At 31.8% G+C, this 20445-nt stretch carries 13 protein-coding genes and 1 tRNA gene; 6 read left to right on the forward strand and 8 right to left on the reverse strand.

Going from position 1 to position 20445, the window contains the following annotated elements:
• Positions 1-92: 92 nt before the first annotated feature.
• The 4 genes from SJY17_RS06585 to SJY17_RS06600 all read right to left on the reverse strand — a co-directional run bounded on the left by SJY17_RS06585 (position 93) and on the right by SJY17_RS06600 (position 8427).
• Entirely contained in the window at positions 93-2621 is a 2529-nt protein-coding gene (locus SJY17_RS06585) for a T9SS type A sorting domain-containing protein (RefSeq protein WP_397364704.1), read from the reverse strand.
• 111 nt (positions 2622-2732) lie between these two features.
• Entirely contained in the window at positions 2733-3737 is a 1005-nt protein-coding gene (locus SJY17_RS06590; RefSeq protein WP_397364705.1) for an isoaspartyl peptidase/L-asparaginase family protein, read from the reverse strand.
• Positions 3738-3739: 2 nt separating this feature from the next.
• Positions 3740-5449, reverse strand: a complete 1710-nt coding sequence (locus tag SJY17_RS06595; protein ID WP_397364706.1) for an MFS transporter — start codon at positions 5447-5449, stop codon at positions 3740-3742.
• A gap of 38 nt (positions 5450-5487) precedes the next feature.
• On the reverse strand, positions 5488-8427 hold the full coding sequence (locus SJY17_RS06600; protein ID WP_397364707.1) for a GH92 family glycosyl hydrolase: 2940 nt from the start codon (positions 8425-8427) through the stop codon (positions 5488-5490).
• 132 nt (positions 8428-8559) lie between these two features.
• On the opposite strand from SJY17_RS06600, the gene SJY17_RS06605 reads away from it, so the two are divergent.
• Together SJY17_RS06605 and SJY17_RS06610 are read left to right on the forward strand one after the other, a co-directional pair.
• The gene (locus tag SJY17_RS06605) at positions 8560-9792 is read left to right on the forward strand and encodes a metallophosphoesterase (protein WP_397364708.1); all 1233 of its coding nucleotides are present in this window, start codon (positions 8560-8562) and stop codon (positions 9790-9792) included.
• Positions 9793-9845: 53 nt separating this feature from the next.
• The gene (locus SJY17_RS06610) at positions 9846-10142 is read left to right on the forward strand and encodes a thioredoxin family protein (RefSeq protein WP_397364709.1); all 297 of its coding nucleotides are present in this window, start codon (positions 9846-9848) and stop codon (positions 10140-10142) included.
• On the opposite strand, the gene SJY17_RS06615 is transcribed toward SJY17_RS06610, so the two are convergent.
• Positions 10139-10786: a polysaccharide deacetylase family protein gene (locus SJY17_RS06615; RefSeq protein WP_397364710.1), complete on the reverse strand. Its 648-nt coding sequence runs from the start codon at positions 10784-10786 to the stop codon at positions 10139-10141. The two genes, SJY17_RS06610 and SJY17_RS06615, sit on opposite strands and share 4 nt — an antisense overlap.
• Positions 10787-14095 (reverse strand): DUF2723 domain-containing protein, encoded by a 3309-nt coding sequence (locus SJY17_RS06620; protein WP_397364711.1) that lies wholly within the window; start codon positions 14093-14095, stop codon positions 10787-10789.
• A gap of 151 nt (positions 14096-14246) precedes the next feature.
• Between SJY17_RS06620 and SJY17_RS06625 the strand changes: the two genes are divergently transcribed.
• Positions 14247-14319: transfer RNA gene (locus tag SJY17_RS06625), tRNA-Gln, on the forward strand.
• Positions 14320-14372: 53 nt separating this feature from the next.
• Here SJY17_RS06625 and SJY17_RS06630 read toward each other — a convergent pair.
• On the reverse strand, positions 14373-15200 hold the full coding sequence (locus tag SJY17_RS06630; protein ID WP_397364712.1) for a universal stress protein: 828 nt from the start codon (positions 15198-15200) through the stop codon (positions 14373-14375).
• Positions 15201-15361: 161 nt separating this feature from the next.
• Between SJY17_RS06630 and rimP the strand changes: the two genes are divergently transcribed.
• Genes rimP through infB form a run of 3 tightly spaced genes read left to right on the forward strand, consistent with a single transcriptional unit; the run spans position 15362 to position 19889 of the window.
• Positions 15362-15823 carry a ribosome assembly cofactor RimP gene (rimP, locus tag SJY17_RS06635; RefSeq protein WP_397364713.1) on the forward strand — a complete coding sequence of 154 codons (462 nt, stop codon included), beginning with the start codon at positions 15362-15364 and terminating at the stop codon, positions 15821-15823.
• A 13-nt stretch (positions 15824-15836) separates the two neighbouring features.
• Positions 15837-17069: a transcription termination factor NusA gene (gene nusA / locus SJY17_RS06640; protein ID WP_397364714.1), complete on the forward strand. Its 1233-nt coding sequence runs from the start codon at positions 15837-15839 to the stop codon at positions 17067-17069.
• A 42-nt stretch (positions 17070-17111) separates the two neighbouring features.
• Positions 17112-19889: a translation initiation factor IF-2 gene (infB, locus tag SJY17_RS06645; protein WP_397364715.1), complete on the forward strand. Its 2778-nt coding sequence runs from the start codon at positions 17112-17114 to the stop codon at positions 19887-19889.
• A 73-nt stretch (positions 19890-19962) separates the two neighbouring features.
• On the opposite strand, the gene SJY17_RS06650 is transcribed toward infB, so the two are convergent.
• Positions 19963-20361, reverse strand: a complete 399-nt coding sequence (locus SJY17_RS06650) for an SPOR domain-containing protein (RefSeq protein WP_397364717.1) — start codon at positions 20359-20361, stop codon at positions 19963-19965.
• Positions 20362-20445 lie beyond the last annotated feature (84 nt).

Consider the following 20445-nt stretch of genomic DNA (forward strand, 5'->3'; position numbering starts at 1 on the left):
ATTTTGTTAACAATGAAACTTGATTATAAAAAAAGAGGAACAAAAAGACTATGCTTTTCTGTTCCTCTTTTAAAATAATAGCGACTTTTCTATTAATTTTTAATCACTTTTTTAGTGATTTCTCCTTGGTCTGTTTTTATTTTAACTAAATATAATCCAGAATTAAAGCTTGATAAATCTATTTGAGATTGATTAGTTTTTATAATACGTTTTCCTAAAAAGTCAAATACTTCAATGTTTTTAATTGTGTTTGAGCTAGAGATATTAATAATATCTGAAGTAGGATTTGGATACATAGTGATTGAAGATTCTAAATCAAAAGTAGCACTACTTAAAGTAGAAGCACTTTCTACGGTAAAGCTTTTGTATGCGTTAACACTTGCATGATTCTGTGTTCTAAATACACGTAGTTTATATGCTGTACCATTTGTTAAACCACTAAAATTACCTTGGCTACCAATACAATCTATTTGTGTGCCAGCACAAGCATCATAAAGTGCAAATTTATTGTAGACTACACCACCATTAATAAGTAAAAAACCATCTTGTGGCATAGTAATGTCATACCAAACATCAACATAGTCAAGAGGTGCATCACCAGAACAACCTTCTTCATTATTTACAGAAGCACCTGCAATACCAAAGTTTACAGTTTCTGTTGTGTTGGCTAGAAGTGATATGGTCTCAGCAGTTGCGCAATCGTCGTTACTAATAACTTCAAATGCTTGCATGGTAAAAGACTTGTAATTGTTATTAGTATTGGCAACAGTCCTGAATACTCTTAATTTATAATTTGTTGTAGCTGTTAAATTTGAAAACAATTTATTACCAGTACCACAATCTATTTGTGTTCCGTTACAAGCATCATATAATGCAAATCCATTCCAACTAATAGCTCCACCAACATATAAATTTCCGTTTACAGGCATTGTAAAGTCATACCAAATATCATAATAATTATTAGTTGTACCAGAGCAACCTTCTTCGTTATTTACTGTTGCACCACTAATTTCAAAATCAACTGTAGATAACGTTGTTGAAACAGTAATGTTTTCTGAAGACGTGCAATCATCATTAACTGCAGTATCAAAAGCTTGTATGGTAAACGATTTGTAATTATTGCTAAATGCAAGTGCAAGTGTCCTGAAGACACGTAATTTATATGTTGTTCCTGCTGTAAGTCCTTCAAAAAATAAAGCATTGTTACCGCAATCTATTTGTGTGCCTCCACAACTATCATACAACGCAAAGTTATTCCAGTTTAATGTTCCATCCACATGTAGATTACCATTTACTGGCATTGTAAAATCGTACCAAAGGTCTACATAATCTCCAGTTGTTGTACAACCTAATTCGTTGTTCACAGATGCACTACTAGGATCAAAATTAATAGTGGATGATGTTGTTGTTACTGTAATGTTTTCTGAAGTTGCACAATCATCATTAGTTGCTGGAACTATAGCTTGTATTGTAAAAGATTTATAGCTGTTATTATTTGTAAGTGCAAGTGTTCTAAATACGCGTAATTTGTAGGTTACACCAGATGTTAATCCTTCTGTTATCATATTGTCGCTTCCACAATTTATTAGTGTACCTCCACAACTATCATACAACGCAAAATTATTCCAATTAAGTGTTCCATCTATATATATGTTACCATTTATAGGCATTGTAAAATCATACCAAATATCAGAATAATCTGCAGTAGTTGTGCAACCTAATTCGTTATTTATTAAAGCACCAGAAATTTCAAAATAATTAGTAGATGTTGTAGTAGTTACAGTAATGTTTTCAGCTGAAGTACAATCGTCATTTGTTGCTGCTTCACTTGCTTTTACTGTAAAGCTTGTATAATTATTATCTGCATTTGCTACAGTTCTATAAACACGTAATTTATAGTTAGTACCAGAGGTTAAACCAGTAAAAAACTCGTTTGTATCACCACATTGTATTTCTGTACCTGCACAAGCATCATAAAGCACAAAATTATTCCAACTGATAGAGCCATTAAGGTATACATTTCCATTATATGGCATTGTAAAATCGTACCAAACATCCAGATAGTCTGTTGCAGTTCCGCCAGAACAACCTATTTCGTTATTTATGGTTGCTCCTCCAATATTAAAGTTTACAGTTGAAGTAGTTGAGGATACAGTAATATTTTCTGATGCAGTACAATCATCATTTGTTGCAGATTGAAACGCTTTGATACTAAAAAATTGGTAACTAGTGTTTGATGCTGTTGTTGATGGTCTGTATACTCTTAAAGTATAACTAGTGCCAGAAGTTAGATTTGTAAAAAACTCATTGGTAGTTCCACATTGTATTTCTGTACCACCACAAGTATCATATAATGCAAACCCATTCCAGCTTAAACTACCATTTACATATACGTTTCCATTAAAAGGCATTGTAAATTGGTACCAAACGTCTGCAAAATCGTTTGTGGTAGCACAAATTGTTTCGTTGTTTAATACAGCTGTATTAATATCAAAAGTATGATTTGTTGCTGTTGTCGTTACAGTTATTAAATCTGCGTTTGCACAATCGTCATTTGCTGGTTGGGCAAAAGCAAATTGTACTGTTAAAAATAAGAGGGATAAAAAGTAAAGTTTTTTCATGATTAGCGATTTAGACCTAAAAATAGGTCTAAAACCTCATATTATAAAGAAGAATTGTAAGAATTAACTGTTTTTTTGTGTAGCTGGTCTTTTTTATATGATAACAGGTTGTTAGGCCTTTATTACAAAATTAGATTGTATGTTTTCGTTTTTATTATCTTGAAATTTAGTCATGCTAAACCATTGATGAATAGCAAAACTACCAGTTTTGCCTTGTTTATTGACTGCTATATAGCCAACTTGAAAATTTTTATAATCACTATTTGGTTTGCTTACAATACGATTAATAGCTTCTTCGCATGCTTCTTGAGGTGATTTTCCTTGTCTCATTAATTCGACCACCAAAAAGCTTCCAACAGTTTTTACTACTTCTTCTCCCATTCCTGTAGCAACACAACCACCAATTTGATTGTCGATAAATAAACCAGAGCCAATGATTGGGCTATCACCAACGCGACCAGCCATTTTATAAGCCAACCCACTAGTCGTGCAAGCTCCAGAAATGTCTCCATTTTTATCTATTGCTAACATGCCAATAGTGTCATGGTTTTCTATATTTATAATGGGTTTGTATTTAGATTCTATTTTCCATTTTTCCCATGCTTTTTTTGAGGATTCTGTAAGTAAGTTTTCTTTTTTGAAACCTAATTCATATGCATATTTTTCTGCACCTTTTCCAGATAGCATAACGTGTGGAGTGTTTTCCATGACATGACGTGCAATTGATACAGCATGTGTTATGTTTTGAAGATGCACCACAGAACCACAATTTCCATGTTTATCCATTATACAAGCATCTAATGTTACATTTCCATCACGATCTGGCAAACCTCCTTTACCAACAGATTGGTTTTTGACATCAGCTTCTTCTATCTTACATCCTTGTTCTACAGCGTCTAAAGCAAGTCCACCTTGTTGAAGTATTTCCCATGCTTTTGCTGTAGCATTTGGGACATTCCAAGTAGCAATAACTAATGGTAAACTTGCTTTTTTTGAAGTAGTTTGTGTTGCTTTGTTTTTTTCTGAAGCTTTTTCATTACAACTAGAAAGAGAAGTACCTACAGCTAATCCAACTCCTGTTAATGAAGCATTTTTTAAAAATTTTCTTCTTTTCATTATTAGTATGTTACACCTTGTTTGTCTAATACAGATTTTGTTCTGAAAGCATAGAATAATAAATAGGCAAAACATAATACTGCAATTAAGTATGATGGTTGAATACCAAAAATATCTGCTAATTTACCTTGTAATGGTGGTATGATTGCTCCTCCAAGAATCATCATAATTAAAAAAGCAGAACCTTGTGAAGTGTATTTTCCTAAACCAGCAATACTTAATGTAAAAATACAAGGCCACATAATAGAACAAAATAAACCTCCAGATAAAAAGGCGAAAAGCGCAACATTTCCTGTAGTAATTAAACCTATTGTCATTGCAATTACACCAAGTAAACTAAATATTTTAAGAGTCTTAACAGGATTGTCTTTTGCTAAAAAGAAACCTCCAATTTGTACAGCAACACAAATAGCAAAAAACATAATTTGATTGGTAGAATATTTTCCAAAATTAACAAGTAAAATAACTCCAAATGCAATGTAAGGGACAATTATGAGTAGCCATTTTTTTAAGCCTTTACTAGGATTAAAAACAGTAATAGCTCCAACCCAACGACCAATCATTAATCCTCCCCAATATAGAGAGATAAAAGGTGCTATTTGAGCATCGTTAAGTGTCGGTAAACCTAATTCGTTTAGGTTTGTTCCGTCTACAGCTTTTTTTAATAATTCGCCTAAATTACTACCAACTGTTACTTCTACACCTACGTAAGTAAAAATGGCTAACATCCCTAAAACTAGTTGTGGATATTTCATTGCTCCCCAACCTTCAGGTTTTTTAGAAGAACTTGAATAAGCAAATAATAAACAACCTATAACTGCTGCAAGTGCCATAATTAAAGCAGTTAATCTTTTAGGGTCAGGAGCAGCATTTATTAATTCAATTCTTTTTTTCTCTAATTCAGACATTTGATCTGTTACAGACTCTAACCCAATATAAGTAGTAAATATATAGCCAAAACAAACTATAATTATTAATGTTAAAATAATTAAAATATTTTTTGCCTTATTAGCAGGCTCAAAAGCAGTGTCTGATTTTAAAGCAGGTAATTTTTTTGAAAAATGAAACAATGCAGCAGCTAATAAAAATAATATTCCAACACCAATATATAACGCTTGAACTGTGGTTAATTTTATCTCGTTAGTTTGTATCATAGCTTTTAATTCTTCTCCAGATAATGGAGTCGAACCAAAGATGATAAGTGCAACTACGATTGGTCCAATGGTTGTACCAAAAGAGTTAATTCCGCCTGCTAAATTTAAACGATGTGAACCTGTTTTTGGGTCGCCTAATGCAATTGCAAATGGATTTGCAGCTGTTTGTTGTAATGAAAACCCTAAGCCAACAATAAATAAAGCAATTAAAACTAAATAAAACACACTAGTTTGTCCTTGTTCTGCTCCTGCAGTTGCTGGATACATTATAAAAGCACCAATTGCAGAGAGTAGTAATCCGTAAACAATTCCGTTTTTATAACCCCAATTATTTAAGATGTCTTTTTTTACAGAACTTGAAATAATAAAAAGTAATAATGCACCAATATAATAGGCTCCATAAAATGCAAAATCGACTAATTGCGATTGAAATTGATCAATATTAAAATAGGTTTTACAAAACGGAATAAAAACTCCGTTTGATGCTGCTATAAATCCCCAGAAAAAAAACACTGTGACTAAGGTTGTTAATGCAGATTTGTTGTTTTGATTATTCATTTAGTTAGTTTTAGTGGTTCTAAATATAGTTATAAATGTTATTTGATTGTTATTTCGTCTGCAAAAAGCCAACTTCGTCCATCATGCTCATATCCTAAATGCCATTCTGGAAGTTTACCAAGTTTTTTTGCTACTATCCTAACATAACGATAGTGTTCTTTTTTACCTTCAAATGTTATGTTTTTGACAGTTACGTGTTCAGATTTTTTGGTAGCATCAATCTTTTTTGTGTTTTGAAATGGTTTGAAGTTTTTTCCATCAGTTGACACTAAGCATCTAATTTCAGTTGGGTAAAAAATCCATGAACGTTGGTCTTGTAAAAAACCAATATCAACTAATCTAATTTCTTTTTCGCTTCCTAAATCAACAGTTGCAACTAAGTCAGTGTCAGAATACCCTTGCCAAGTTCCAGTTCGGAAATCTTCAGCACCAACAATACCATCTATTAATGCATTTTTCCCACCACCATTGTATTGGTTAGCATATTGTGTATCTAAATGAATAGATAAATGTGGATCAATTTTGAAGAACTTAGTAGTAATCTCAGGACTTTGTTTTTTGTTTAATTCTGAGTAAACGGTTAGTGTACTAGCTTCAGATATAGTAAAAGGTTTATCATACTTTTTAAAGTCCGAATTGTTTTCTGAATAAAAAATTGAAGCACCTTTTGTGTTGCTTTGTAATTCAATTTTGGTATAACCATTAAAAGCAGTCTCACCTTTTGTGATAAATGGAGGAGTAACTATTAAATGTTCTTTAATTTCAGTATTAGGAGCTTCATCGTCTTGTGTTGCCCAATTTGTAGGTAGGTTACTCATTTTAAAATGAAGTGTTCCACCATTAACAATATCTGAATGTGAGAGATAAGATTTGTTAAGTGGTTTGTTATTTAATGTAACAGATTCTATATAAAAATTGTCCTTACTTAAATTGTCTGTTGAAATTGTAAACTGTTTTCCGTTTTCTAGGTTTATAGTTGCATTTTTAAATAAAGGTGTCCCTATTATATATTGATTACTCCCTGGAGTAACTGGATAAAAACCAAGACTACTAAAAATGTACCAAGCACTCATTTGACCACAATCTTCGTTACCTGAAATTCCGTCTGGTGTATTAGTATATAATTCATTTAAAATTTGATGAACCTTTTCTTGCGTTTTGTGAGGTTTATTTACAAAATTATAGAGGTAAGCCATGTGATGACTAGGTTCGTTACCATGTGCGTACTGTCCTATTAATCCTGTTATATCTACTTGATGTCGTCCAGAAGTTTGGTCTTGGGCAACAAATAATTTATCCAGATTAGCTTCTAATTTATCTTTACCGCCTAATAAATCTATAAAACCAGAAATATCTTGAGGTACATAAAAACTGTATTGCCAAGCATTAGCTTCGGTGTAATTAAAATTGACTTCATAAGGATCAAAAGGAGCAAACCATGTGTTTCTAAATCGACCTCTCATAAACTGCGTTTCTGGGTCAAAAATATTCTTGTAATATTGCGCTCTTTCAGTATACGTCTTATAATCTTCAGATTTGTTTAATCCTTTTGCCATTTGCGCAATCGTCCAATCGTCATAGGCATATTCTAATGTTTTAGACACAGACTCACTTTCTTTTTCAACAGGAATAAAGCCAAATTGTTTATAGCTTTTTAACCCTAATTTGTCTCTTGTTGCACTATGTTTCATTGCTTTAAAAGCTTTCTCTACATCATAATTTTTAATGCCTTTTAAATAAGCATCTGCAATGACAGGAACAGCATGATAACCAATCATACAACCAGTATAATTTGCAGATAAATCCCAAATTGGCATAATACCGCCTTCGTCATATTTAGCTAAAAATGTATTTATAAAATCGTTGGTTTTGTCCTGTTCAATAATAGTATATAATGGATGTGTAGCACGATAAGTGTCCCAAAGCGAGAAGACTGTATAATAGTCAAAACCTTTGGCTTCGTGAATTTTTAAATCCATTCCACGATATCGTCCATCTACATCTTGGTATAAATTAGGTGCTAAAGCCACATGATACATTGAGCTGTAAAAGTTGGTTTTGTTATCTATATTTTTATCTTCAATAACAATTTTCTCTAATTGTTTTTCCCAAAAATCTTGTGCTGTTTTTTTGACCTCTTCAAAGGTCTGATCTCCAATTTCACCTTTTAAGTTTTTTCTTGCTCCTTCAATATCTATAGCACTAATGCCTATTTTAATGTAGACTGGTTGGTTTTTTGGGTTCTTAAATTTTAAGGCAATTTTTTGAGCACCTTTCATACCTTGTTTAGGAGGAGATTGTAACACGTCATTAAAAGGATGTGACGTTTTTATAACAAAATACAAGCGTTGGTCTTTTGCCCAAGCGTCAGAAAAACGGTAACCAACAATTTCTGTATCACTAATCTTTTCAATTTTAGCATCTAAAACTTTATCACGATGGATTAAATCAACAATTGCAAATTGATTATCTGCTGAAGGGAATTGATACTTGTGTATACCACTTCGTTTAGAAACTGTCAATTCCACATCAATATTTGTACTGTCTAAATGTACTTTGTAGTAACCAGGTTCTGCAACTTCATTGTCATGAGAAAAAGGTGCTCTATAACCTTTTTTACCATCAGAACCATTATTAAAAGTTTGCTGATTTGTTGGCATTATTAAAATGTCTCCATAGTCAGACACACCAGTTCCGCTTAAATGTGTGTGCGAAAAACCATAAATATAACTATCATTATAATGATAACCAGAGCAACCATCCCAACCATCTAATCGTGTGTCAGGACTAAGTTGCATCATTCCAAAAGGCATTGTTGCGCCTGGATATGTATGTCCATGTCCACCAGTACCAATAAATGGATTGACGTAAGAGATTAATGGTTGTTTTTTTTGAGTAGTGGTTTTGTTTTTAGCTTTTTCATTACAAGAATAAATAGTTAGTAAAACAATAATTATAGCAGTGTGTCTAAATTTCATGAATTGTCAAAATTTGATTTACAATTTAATAAAAAGAATAGTAAAATGTGTCTTTTGAGTGATTTAACGTTTAACAATTTAATAAGATATTTAGCTTTTATTATAGTTAGTTTTGTGCATTAAATTTTACTTATGACTCGAATAATTATTCTTGTAATTATATATGTGGTGTTCACTATTTATGGCTATCAAGCTATAAAAACAGTATTTAAATCTGCTTGGATACATTATTTGTTTTTAGCAATTGCTGTTTTAGTAATAATTAATGTGTTTTATCAATTTAATACTGGTCCAGAAGAGGGACGGATTTTAAGTGGGTTAAGAGGTTATGCTATTGGATTTATGTTGGCTTTTTTAGCTTTAACTTTAATTATTACGCCTATTTTATTAGGCGAAGATATTTATCGATTTTTTAATAGTATTTATAATAAATTTTTTACTTCAAAAGACGCTTTTGAAATGCCATCAAGGCGTAAATTTTTAAGCCAAATTGCTTTAGGATTGGCAGCAATACCTTTTTCTGCTTTGCTTTACGGAATGTATAAAGGACGATATAATTATAAAGTTTTAAAATACACTTTATATTTTGAAGATTTGCCAGAAGCGTTTGATGGTTACAAGTTAACGCATATTAGCGATATACACTCTGGTAGTTTTGATAATAAAGAAAAGATAGATTATGCTGTAAATTTAGTAAATCAGCAACAAGGTGATGTTATATTATTTACTGGAGATTTGGTTAATAATACAGCGTCTGAGATGTATAACTGGAAAGATACATTTTCTAAATTATCCGCTAAAGATGGTGTTTTTTCAGTCTTAGGAAACCATGATTATGGAGATTATGTGCAATGGAATTCCGCGAAAGCGAAAAAAGATAACCTAGACGAATTAATTACTATTCAAAAAGAAATGGGTTTTGATTTGTTGTTAAATGAAAACAGGTATATCGAAAAAAACGGACAACGACTAGCTTTAGTTGGTGTAGAAAATTGGGGAAAAGGTGGATTTAAAAAAGCAGGAGATTTAGATAAGGCGTCGTTTAATGTAGATGCCAATGATTTTAAAATTTTAATGTCTCATGATCCATCACATTGGGAGGAAATAGTAATTAATCATGATTGTCATTATCATTTAACATTAAGTGGTCATACACATGGTATGCAGTTTGGGATAGAAATACCAGGTTGGATTAAATGGAGTCCAGTAAAATGGCGTTATAAACATTGGGCAGGTATCTATAAAGAAAAGGGTCAATATATTAATGTTAATAGAGGGTTTGGTTATTTAGCATATCCTGGTCGAGTAGGAATTTGGCCAGAAATAACAGTTATAGAACTTAAAAAAGGTACGCAAATTGTTTAATTTGAGGTAAATGTTATATTTTAGTAAGAAGTTTGAACTAAACTGAATATCAAATGTCAAAATTTGGAGAATTAATTGATGTCGACATTCCTGTGCTTCTGGATTTTTTTACAGAGTGGAATGAACCGTCTAAAGCCATGAATGCTGTGCTACGAGATGTAGCTGCTGCGCTTGGTGATAAAGCAAAAGTAATTAAGATAGATGTTGATAAAAATCAAGAACTATCTGAAGCTTTACGTGTTAAAGGCTTGCCTACGCTAATTATTTATAAAGATGGTGAAATGAAATGGAGGCAAAGTGGAGAGCAGGATGCTAGTACTTTAATAAGTATTGTGCAACAATATGTTTAAAGCGCTTTAAATGTATACCCTTTTTTACTAAAGTAATCTAATACTTTAGGTAAAGCGTATTGCATATTTCTGGACGCTTTTATGCTATCATGAAACACTACAATACTTCCTGAAGTAGTTGTTTTAATAACATTTTGCAAACATTTTTCCTTGCTTATTTGTTGTTCCCAATCGTAAGATAAAACACTCCACATTACTATTTTATAGCCTTGTTTAAGTAGTTGCTTAGCTTGACTACGTTTTATTTTTCCAAAAGGTGGTCTAAATAGTTTTTGATTTTCGCCTTTAAGGTTTTGACTTTTTAATTCAATTAGATTTTGAGATTCACCTGTATTTTTAATATACTTTTCTGTATTTGTTTCCCATCCTTTTAAATGATTATAAGTATGGTTGCCAACAGAGTGACCTTCATCTAAAACAGATTTAAAAATATCAGGGTATTTTTTAATGTTATCTCCAATACAAAAAAAAGTAGCTTTGGCATTGTACAATTTTAATTGGTCTAAAGTCCATTGTGTTATTTCGGGAGTTGGACCATTGTCAAAAGTGAGATAAATAGTTTTAGATACAAATGCCTTTTTCCAAAGGTATTTTGGAAAAAGGCATTGTATTAATTTTGGTGTTTTTACAGGAAAAACAGGCATCTAATTATTTTTTAAAACAGTGTCAAACTGTTGTAAAAAATCAGCATCTGTTGGTACTGGTTTTATTTCTTCTTCTGGCTCGCTATCGTAATAATGTTTAAATAGCTCAAGATAATTTGTAAAGGTCATAGATTCGTCTTTAGCAAACTCTTTATCGTATTCTACTAAAACATCTACTAGTGCTTTATAACGTTCTACATCTGTTAAAATTTCAGTAAAGTTTTCGTCTTGATTATCTCTAGTAAGTGTACTGTAATATTTTAAAGTCTCTTGATATTTAGTAGCAACATCCTTAAATAATTGTCTTGCCTTATCTTTTTTGTCTACCTCATAGTATGCACTAATATAAGGTTCTAATAAAGTATAATGACCAAATTTATCAACTGGCATATTTTGCATAGCAATGTCAGCTATTTCTTCAGCTTTATCTAATTGGTCTTCATTTATTAAGTTTTCAATAAGACGAGCAAGATTCCCTCTGTAAGTAATAGAGTTTCGTCTTGTTTCTGGATCATGATAAATGTTTTCGCTACCACTATTTCCCCAATCCCAATTTACAACTTTATTGTACATAAAATCTGTATCTAATCGTCCCATATCAAATGGGTTTGCTCGTGCAACAGGTGTTTTAATAGGGACTAGTTTATATACCATTCCGTCTAATTGTAGGTAGTCTTTCATCCAGATATAATCATCGTTACCAAAAGCACCACCTGTAAAATAGATTGGACGTTCCCAATTGTTGTTAGCAACAATATCCAACATTAATAAACGATTTTTATAGATTGCATTATCGGAAATAGTTATATCTAAATAATCTTCAATTTTGTTTGCGTCTTTAGACTTTACAATTCCATGGTCTAAAACAGATTGTTTATTTACTGGAATCCTAATGTTTTCTGCTGGAAAATAATTAGAGTTTAAAAACTGTTTTGGGTATTGAGTGTAATCTTCACCTTCTTGCTGTAAGGCATACTTAAGTTTAGTTTTTGGGTCGTCACTAGTTACAAAATTCATAAACGTTTTAATGTCTAATGTGTCTTTGTATCTTAAACGTTTCATTATATAATCTCGTGTTCCGTGTTTATACTTATCATGTGTTAAACTTGATGGTATAGGGTCACTTTTATAGGCTTTACGCTTCATCTGATCTATATACCAATCTGTTTGAAACAGACTAGTGTTAACCACACGCACATCTGTACGATAATTTTCAATTTCTTGAGCATACCATAAAGCAAATGTATCATTATCACCAATAGAGAATAAAATACCGTTTTCTCCACAAGAATCTAAATACTTTTTAGCCATAGCTAATGCAGTATATTTACCTGATCTATCATGATCATCCCAGTTTTGAGATACCATAATTATTGGAACAAGTAATAAGCAAATTAGGGAAACAACTGGAGCTAAAACTTTATTGGAGACATATTTTTTTAAGAAGTCAAAAATAGCATAAACCCCTAAACCAATCCATAGTGCAAATACGTAAAACGAACCTACTACAGAGTAATCACGTTCTCTAGGCTCAAAAGGTCTTACATTAGTATATACTTGTATAGCTAACCCTGTAAAGAGGAAAAATACTAATAAAACCCAAAACATTTTTTTATCCTTATTAAAAAGGAAAAACAAGCCAATTAATCCTAAAATAAGCGGAAGGAAATAGTACGTATTACGACCTTTATTTTCTGCAACATCACTTGGTAAATTGTCTTGAGATTGACCTAAATGCCACTTGTCAATAAAATTAATACCACTAATCCAATTGCCATGTTGGTCATAACGACCTTGTAAGTCGTCTTGTCTACCAGTAAAATTCCACATAAAATAACGCCAATACATATAACCTAATTGGTACTCAAAAAGATAAGAAATATTGCTAGCCAAAGATGGTTTTTCGATATCGATAAACTGTCCAAATTGTTTTAAAAAATTATGATAATCTTCATAATCTATTCTTCCTTGGGCAACATCGTTTTTAAAGTCTAATACAGACTGTATTAAACGTTGTTCATCTTGGTATTCTGGTTTTATATTAAAGTTTAAGTATCCAGTAAATAACATATAGTTTTCTGCGTTTTCACCACTCCACATACGTGGTAATATTGCAGCTTGTTCAGAATTATAATTCTGTTTAGCACGTTTAAAGTCGTTTACAATAATGTATTTACCTGCAACTTCGTCTTTTTCATATTTAGGTTTGTCATCAACATAAGGTTCGTTTTCATCTAAACCAGTATATTGATCTGTAAATAGTGGTCCATAAAACAGATGTGTTTCTGGGTATTGCTCTAAGTTATAATAGGCTAATAGCTCTCTTGCAGAAGAGGGGTTATTTTCATTAATAACAACATTGGCATTAGCACGTATTGGTAACATTAACCATGTAGATGATCCAATTAGTATAAATAGTAAACACAAAATCCCTGTATTTAAACCGTTTTGTTGTTTTGCTTTTGTGTATTTTAATCCATAATAAAAAGCTGCAGCTAATAAAATGGCAGCTATAATAGATCCAGAATTAAAAGGGAGTCCAATTTGATTAACAAAAAACAATTCCAACATACTAAAATAACGTAGCACATTAGGGAACATTAATTTAAATACAAATAAAAGCACTGCAACCGAAGCTACATTAGCAATAATGAAATTTTTAAGTGTTATGTCTTTGTAGTTTTTAAAATAGTAAATCAACCCAATTGCAGGAATAGTTAATAATCCCATAAAGTGAATCCCAAAAGATAACCCAACAACAAAAGCAATAAGTATTAACCAACGATTACCTCTAGGTTTATGCATGTCTTTTTCCCATCGTAATCCTAAATAAAACATGATGGTCATTATTAGAGTTGCCATAGCATAAACTTCTGTTTCTACAGCATTAAACCAAAACGAATCTGAAAATGCAAATGCTAAACTTCCTACAAAAGCACTCCCTAAAATAGCTATTTGTTGTCCTTTTTTAAGTGTTTTTGGGTCTCCAATTATTTTTTCTAATAATAAAACAATGGTCCAAAACATAAATAAAATGGCAAATGCACTAGATACTGCACTCATCATATTCATTAAAAAACCTATTTGAGAGGCGTTAAAAGCAAATACGGAAAACACTGCTCCTAACATCTGAAACAAAGGTGCTCCTGGTGGATGACCTACTTGTAGTTTGGATGAGGTTAAGATATATTCTCCAGCATCCCAATAACTTACAGTTGGTTCTACAGTTAGAGTGTAAGTAATTAGTGCAATTAAAAAAGCGAACCAACTTAATATTAAGTTCCATTTTTTAAAGTTAAAAGACATCATAAAGTATCGTTTTGTTATGTGTCGCGAATTTAGTAATTATTATGTAACAGACACGATTTTTAAGTTAACGTTAAGTTTTTAATCATATTTTATTAAAAAAATGTTTGCTCAAATAAATATTTGTTTTAAATTTGCATCCTGTTACAAATATTGGCCTATGGTGTAACTGGTAACACGTCAGTTTTTGGTACTGAAGAGTCTAGGTTCGAGACCTAGTGGGCCAACAAAAAAGCTTCCTTTTATAGGAAGCTTTTTTATTTTATAATTTAAGGTAAGCTTATATTTTAAAGGTAATTACTGGTCTGTTAGCATGATTAACTAAATCCTCACTTATGCTTCCGTTAAAAAAATGCGCAATACCTTGTCTTCCGTGAGTGCTAATTCCAATTAAATCTGCATCGACAATTCTTGAAAAATTTAAAACGCCTTTTTCTACAGTTTCATCATTATAGATGTTAATAGTGTAGTTATTAAAGGCATTATTTTCAATAAATTCTAACATTCTAACTTTTGAAGTAGCAGTTGTTGTAAAATTGCTTGGTGTATTGACGTTTAAAAGATGAATTTTAGCGCCAAATAATTCAGCTAACTTTACCGCTTGAACGTAAGTTTCTTTATTATCATTTTTAAAATCTGAAGCAAAAACAAATTCTTTAATATCAAAATGCTCGTGTTCATTTTTAATTACTAAAACAGGTGTGTTAGAGGTTCTAACAATTTTTTCTGTAGTAGATCCTATAAACAATTCCTTTAAACCTTCAGCTCCATGAGATCCCATTATAATTAAATCAATATCTTGTTTTTTGCAAGTTTCAAGAATTCCAGTAGAGATTTCGTTAAAATCTACAGTTTCATGAACAGTTAGACCTTGTAAGTAATCTTTATTTAATATAGTTTCAAATTCTTTATGAGCCAGTTTCATAAAATATACAGCTTCTGGTAAGTCGGTAGGTGTCGCTCCACCAGAGTTTAATTGATGTAAAGGCAATTCAAGCATATGAAGTAATATGATTTCACAATCATGTTTTTTAGCTAATTGGGCAGCCACTTTAACAGCGTTTTCTGCTTCTTTAGAGAAGTCCGTTGGTACAAGTAATTTTTTCATAGAAGACTGTAGTTAGTTAATAAAGAACTTATTATAAAGTTAGTAATAAAAAATGACTTTTAAAAAGTTATGAAAATCAATAAAAATGTGTATATTTGCTGCGTTGTAAGAGAAAAACGAAAATTGAGGGGACATGAAGTCCCCTCTTTTTATACTTTAAAATGTTTATACAGATAATAAAAGACTTATTAGAAGACGCGTTAGCAGAAAGACAAGATCTATTTTTAATAGATTTTACTGCATCTAACGATAATGCTATCAAAATAATTATTGATGGTGATAATGGCGTAAAAGTAGAGGATTGTATATTTGTTAGTCGTGCAATAGAGCATAACATTGATAGAGACGAACATGATTTTGCACTAGAAGTAATGTCTGCTGGAGCTACAGCTCCTTTAACATTAGCAAGACAATATCCTAAGCATTTAGGAAGAAAGCTAGAAGTAAAAACTGCAACACAAACAATAGAGGGTGATTTAACAAATGTAAACGATGATGTGTTTACTTTAGAGTGGAAAGCAAGAGAGCCTAAACCAATTGGTAAAGGAAAAGTTACTGTAAATAAAAAAGAAAGTATTGCCTACAAAGATGTTGTAGAGGCAAAAGTTATAATAAAATTTTAATTCAAATAGAGTTATGGAAAATATAGCGTTAATTGAATCTTTTTCAGAGTTCAAAGACGACAAATTAATCGATCGTGTCACCTTAATGGCTATTTTGGAAGATGTATTTAGAAATGCATTGAAGAAAAAGTTTGGAGATGATGATAATTTTGATATTATTATTAATCCAGATAAAGGAGATTTAGAGATTTGGAGAAATCGTATAGTTGTTGCAGATGGAGAAGTGGAAGAGCCAAATCAAGAAATTTCTTTAACAGAAGCACAAAAAATTGAACCAGATTTTGAAGTTGGTGAAGATGTATCTGAAGAAGTAAAATTAATAGATTTAGGTCGTCGTGCTATATTAGCGTTGCGTCAAAATTTGATTTCTAAAATACATGAGCATGATAACACTAATGTTGTCAAACAGTTTAAAGAACTTGAAGGAGAATTATATACTGCAGAAGTACATCATATACGTCACAGAGCAGTTATTTTATTAGATGATGAAGGAAATGAGTTAATTTTACCAAAGGACAAGCAAATACCTTCAGACTTTTTTAGAAAAGGAGATAATGTAAGAGGAATTATAGACAGTGTTGATCTTAAGGGAAATAAGCCAACAATTATAATGTCTAGAACATCTCCTAAGTTTTTAGAAAAATTATTTGAAGCAGAAATACCAGAAGTTTTTGACGGTTTAATTACCATTAAAAATGTTGTTAGGATTCCAGGTGAAAAAGCAAAAGTAGCTGTAGATTCTTATGATGACAGAATTGATCCAGTTGGAGCATGTGTTGGTATGAAAGGATCTAGAATACATGGTATAGTGCGTGAGTTAGGTAACGAAAACATAGATGTAATTAATTACACAAATAACTTACAACTTTATATAACAAGAGCATTAAGTCCTGCAAGAGTGACATCAATTAAAATTGATGAAGAAAGCAAACGTGCTGAAGCAATCTTAAAGCCAGAAGAAGTAAGTAAAGCAATTGGTAGAGGTGGTCATAATATTAGATTAGCAGGTCAATTAACAGGTTATGAGATTGATGTACTAAGAGAAGGAGCGGAAGAAGATGTAGAATTAAGAGAGTTTTCTGATGAAATAGAAGACTGGATTATTGCAGAATTTAGTAAAGCAGGTCTAGATACAGCTAAGAGTATTTTAGAGCAAGATGTAGCAGATTTGGTAAAAAGAACAGACTTAGAAGAAGAAACAATTTTAGATGTTATAAGAATTCTTAAGGAAGAATTCGAAGATTAACATATATTTGAGAAAAAAAAGGACAAAGGTTAAAGGCAATTTATGGCTGAAACAATTAGATTAAATAAGGTATTACGTGAGCTTAACATCTCTCTTGATCGTGCTGTGGAGTTTTTGGACTCTAAAGGAATCGAGATAGAAAAGCGACCGACTACCAAAATTTCAGAAAAAACTTACAGTATTCTTTCGGATGAATTTCAAACCGATGCTAGTAAAAAAATGGCATCTCAAGAAGTAAATGAGGCTAAGAATAAGGAGAAGGAAGAATTGCGTATTAAACGCGAAAAGGAGTTAGAAGAAAAGCAAAAAGCTGAAGAAGCTGCAAAAGCTGCTCGACTTAAAAAGGAAGAAGAAGTTATAAAAGCTTCTAAAGCACTTTCTGGACCTAAAACTATTGGAAAAATAGATTTAGATTCAAATAAAAAAGCGCCAAAAAAAGAAGTAAAGGTTTCTGAAGCTAAAGCAGAAACTGTTAAGTCTGAAAAAGCTCCAAAAACAACTGCAAATGTAAAAGCAGACGATACGCCAAAAGCTAAAGCAGCTCCAAAAACTGAAGAGAAAAAGGAAGCTATTAAAACTACGGAGAAAACATCTGAAAAGGTATCAGCAAAAACAGCAGATAAAGAAGAAGCAGAGGTTGTTGAAGAGCCTGTTGAAGAAACTTTAAAAACTAAATACACAAAACTTTCAGGTCCTAAAATTGCTGGTGATAAAATTGATTTGTCTCAATTTAATAAGCCGAAAAAGAAAAAAGAAGACACTAAAAAAGATGATAACGCTAATAAAAAGAAGCGTCGTCGTATTTCAAAACCAGGAGATAACAGAAGTAATTCTGGACCATCTAGAGGTAATGATAGATTCAAAGGAAAAAGAACTGGTGGACGTAAAGGGACTCCTGTAATTAAGGCAGAACCTAGTGAAGAGGATGTTAAAAGACAAGTACGTGAAACTTTAGAAAAATTACAAGGTAAATCGTCTAAAGGAAGAGGTGCTAAAAATAGAAGAGATAAAAGAGAAAAGCATAGAGAACAGTCTGAGATTGATCAGCAAATAGAAGCAGCAGAAAGTAAAATCTTAAAAGTTACAGAGTTTGTTACTGCAAACGAAATAGCAACCATGATGGATGTTCCTGTAACACAGATTATTTCTGCATGTATGTCTTTAGGAATGATGGTAACAATGAATCAGCGTTTAGATGCTGAAACAATTGCTATTGTAGCTGAAGAATTTGGTTATAAAACAGAATTTGTAACAGCAGATATTGAAGAGTCTATTGAAGAAGTAGAAGATAAGCCAGAAGATCTGGTTACTCGTGCTCCAATTGTAACCGTAATGGGTCACGTGGATCATGGTAAAACATCTTTATTAGATTATATACGTAAAGAAAATGTTATTGCAGGAGAGTCTGGAGGTATTACGCAGCATATTGGTGCTTATGGAGTACAATTAGACAATGGTCAAAAAATAGCATTCTTAGATACTCCTGGTCACGAAGCCTTTACAGCAATGCGTGCACGTGGAGCCCAAGTAACAGATATAGCAATTATTGTTGCAGCAGCAGATGACGATATAATGCCTCAAACTAAAGAAGCAATATCTCATGCACAAGCAGCTGGAGTACCAATAGTATTTGCAATAAATAAAATAGATAAACCAGACTCTAATCCAGAAAAGATTAAAGAAGGATTAGCACAGATGAATTTACTAGTAGAAGATTGGGGTGGAAAAATCCAGTCTCATGATATTTCTGCTAAAGTAGGTACAGGTGTTAAAGAATTATTAGAAAAAGTATTGCTTGAAGCGGAATTATTAGAGCTTAAAGCAAATCCAAACAAACCAGCAATAGGAACAGTAGTTGAAGCCTTTTTAGATAAAGGTAGAGGTTACGTGTCTACAATATTAGTACAAGCAGGAACTTTACGTATTGGAGATTATGTATTAGCAGGTAAAAATAGTGGTAAAATAAAAGCAATGCAAGACGAACGTGGTCATGACGTTTTAGAAGCAGGACCATCAACTCCAGTTTCAGTATTAGGATTAGATGGTGCACCACAAGCAGGAGATAAATTTAATGTCTTTGCAGATGAGCGTGAAGCTAAGCAAATTGCAACTAAACGTACACAATTACAACGTGAGCAAGATGTAAGAACAACTAAAACATTAACGCTTGCAGAAATTGGAAGACGTATTGCATTAGGAACGTTTAAAGAATTAAATATTATATTAAAAGGAGATGTGGATGGTTCTGTTGAAGCATTAACAGACTCTTTCCAGAAATTATCTACAGAAGAAATTCAAGTTAATATCCTACATAAAGGTGTTGGAGCCATTACAGAAAGTGATGTCTTATTAGCAACAGCTTCAGATGCTATTATAATTGGGTTTAATGTAAGACCAGTTGGAAATGCAAGAACAATTGCAGACAGAGAAGAAGTAGATATTAGAACATACTCAATTATCTATGATGCTATTAACGATCTTAAAGATGCTATGGAAGGTATGTTATCTCCAGAGGTTAAAGAAGAAGTTACTGGTACTGCAGAAATCAGAGAAATGTTTAAAGTATCTAAAGTAGGTACAATTGCAGGTTGTATGGTAATGAATGGTAAAATATTCAGAAACTCTCAAATCCGATTAATTAGAGATGGAGTTGTAACTTATACAGGAGAATTAGCTTCTCTTAAACGTTTTAAAGACGATGCTAAAGAAGTCTCTAAAGGATACGATTGTGGTATGCAAATCAAAAACTATAACGACATCAATGTTGGTGATGTTATTGAAGCATTCCATGAAGTAGAGGTTAAGAAAAAACTTAAATAACATTTAGTATTAAACATAAAAAAAGCGATTCAATATATTGAATCGCTTTTTTTATTATATAAAAGTTAGTAAACTAATCTTTCTCTTTTTTAGGCTTAAAGATAAAAGCATCACCAAACTTTTTTTGAACAGCAACTAATGCACGATCTGCTTCAAGTCTAGATCTAAAATTACCAACCCATATTTTGTAGTTAGGAGCTTCAAAAACTAACTGAGAACGCCATTTTCCAACAGAGCCATCAAATTTAGATTTAACACTCTCTGCTGTAGTTCTTGATCCAGAATAAATTTGAATTTTATAACGATCACTATTTTTTTCGTCTTTATTTAAGGTCTTTTTTATTTCTAATAATTCTGCAATTGTTGGATCTTCATTTATAACAACAGTACCTTGTTGTGCATAACTAAAAGCAGAAAAACATATTGTAATTAAGGCAGTTAGATAAAGGTTTTTAAATTGTGTTTTTCTCATTTTTTAAGGTATTTAATGCAAATGTAAAAGTATTAAACTTAAAAGCGACCTATTTTATTATTTAGAATTTCTCTAAATTAGCAA

It is taken from the genome of Olleya sp. R77988 (assembly GCF_044594215.1).
In the GTDB taxonomy this organism is placed as follows: Bacteria; Bacteroidota; Bacteroidia; order Flavobacteriales; family Flavobacteriaceae; genus Olleya.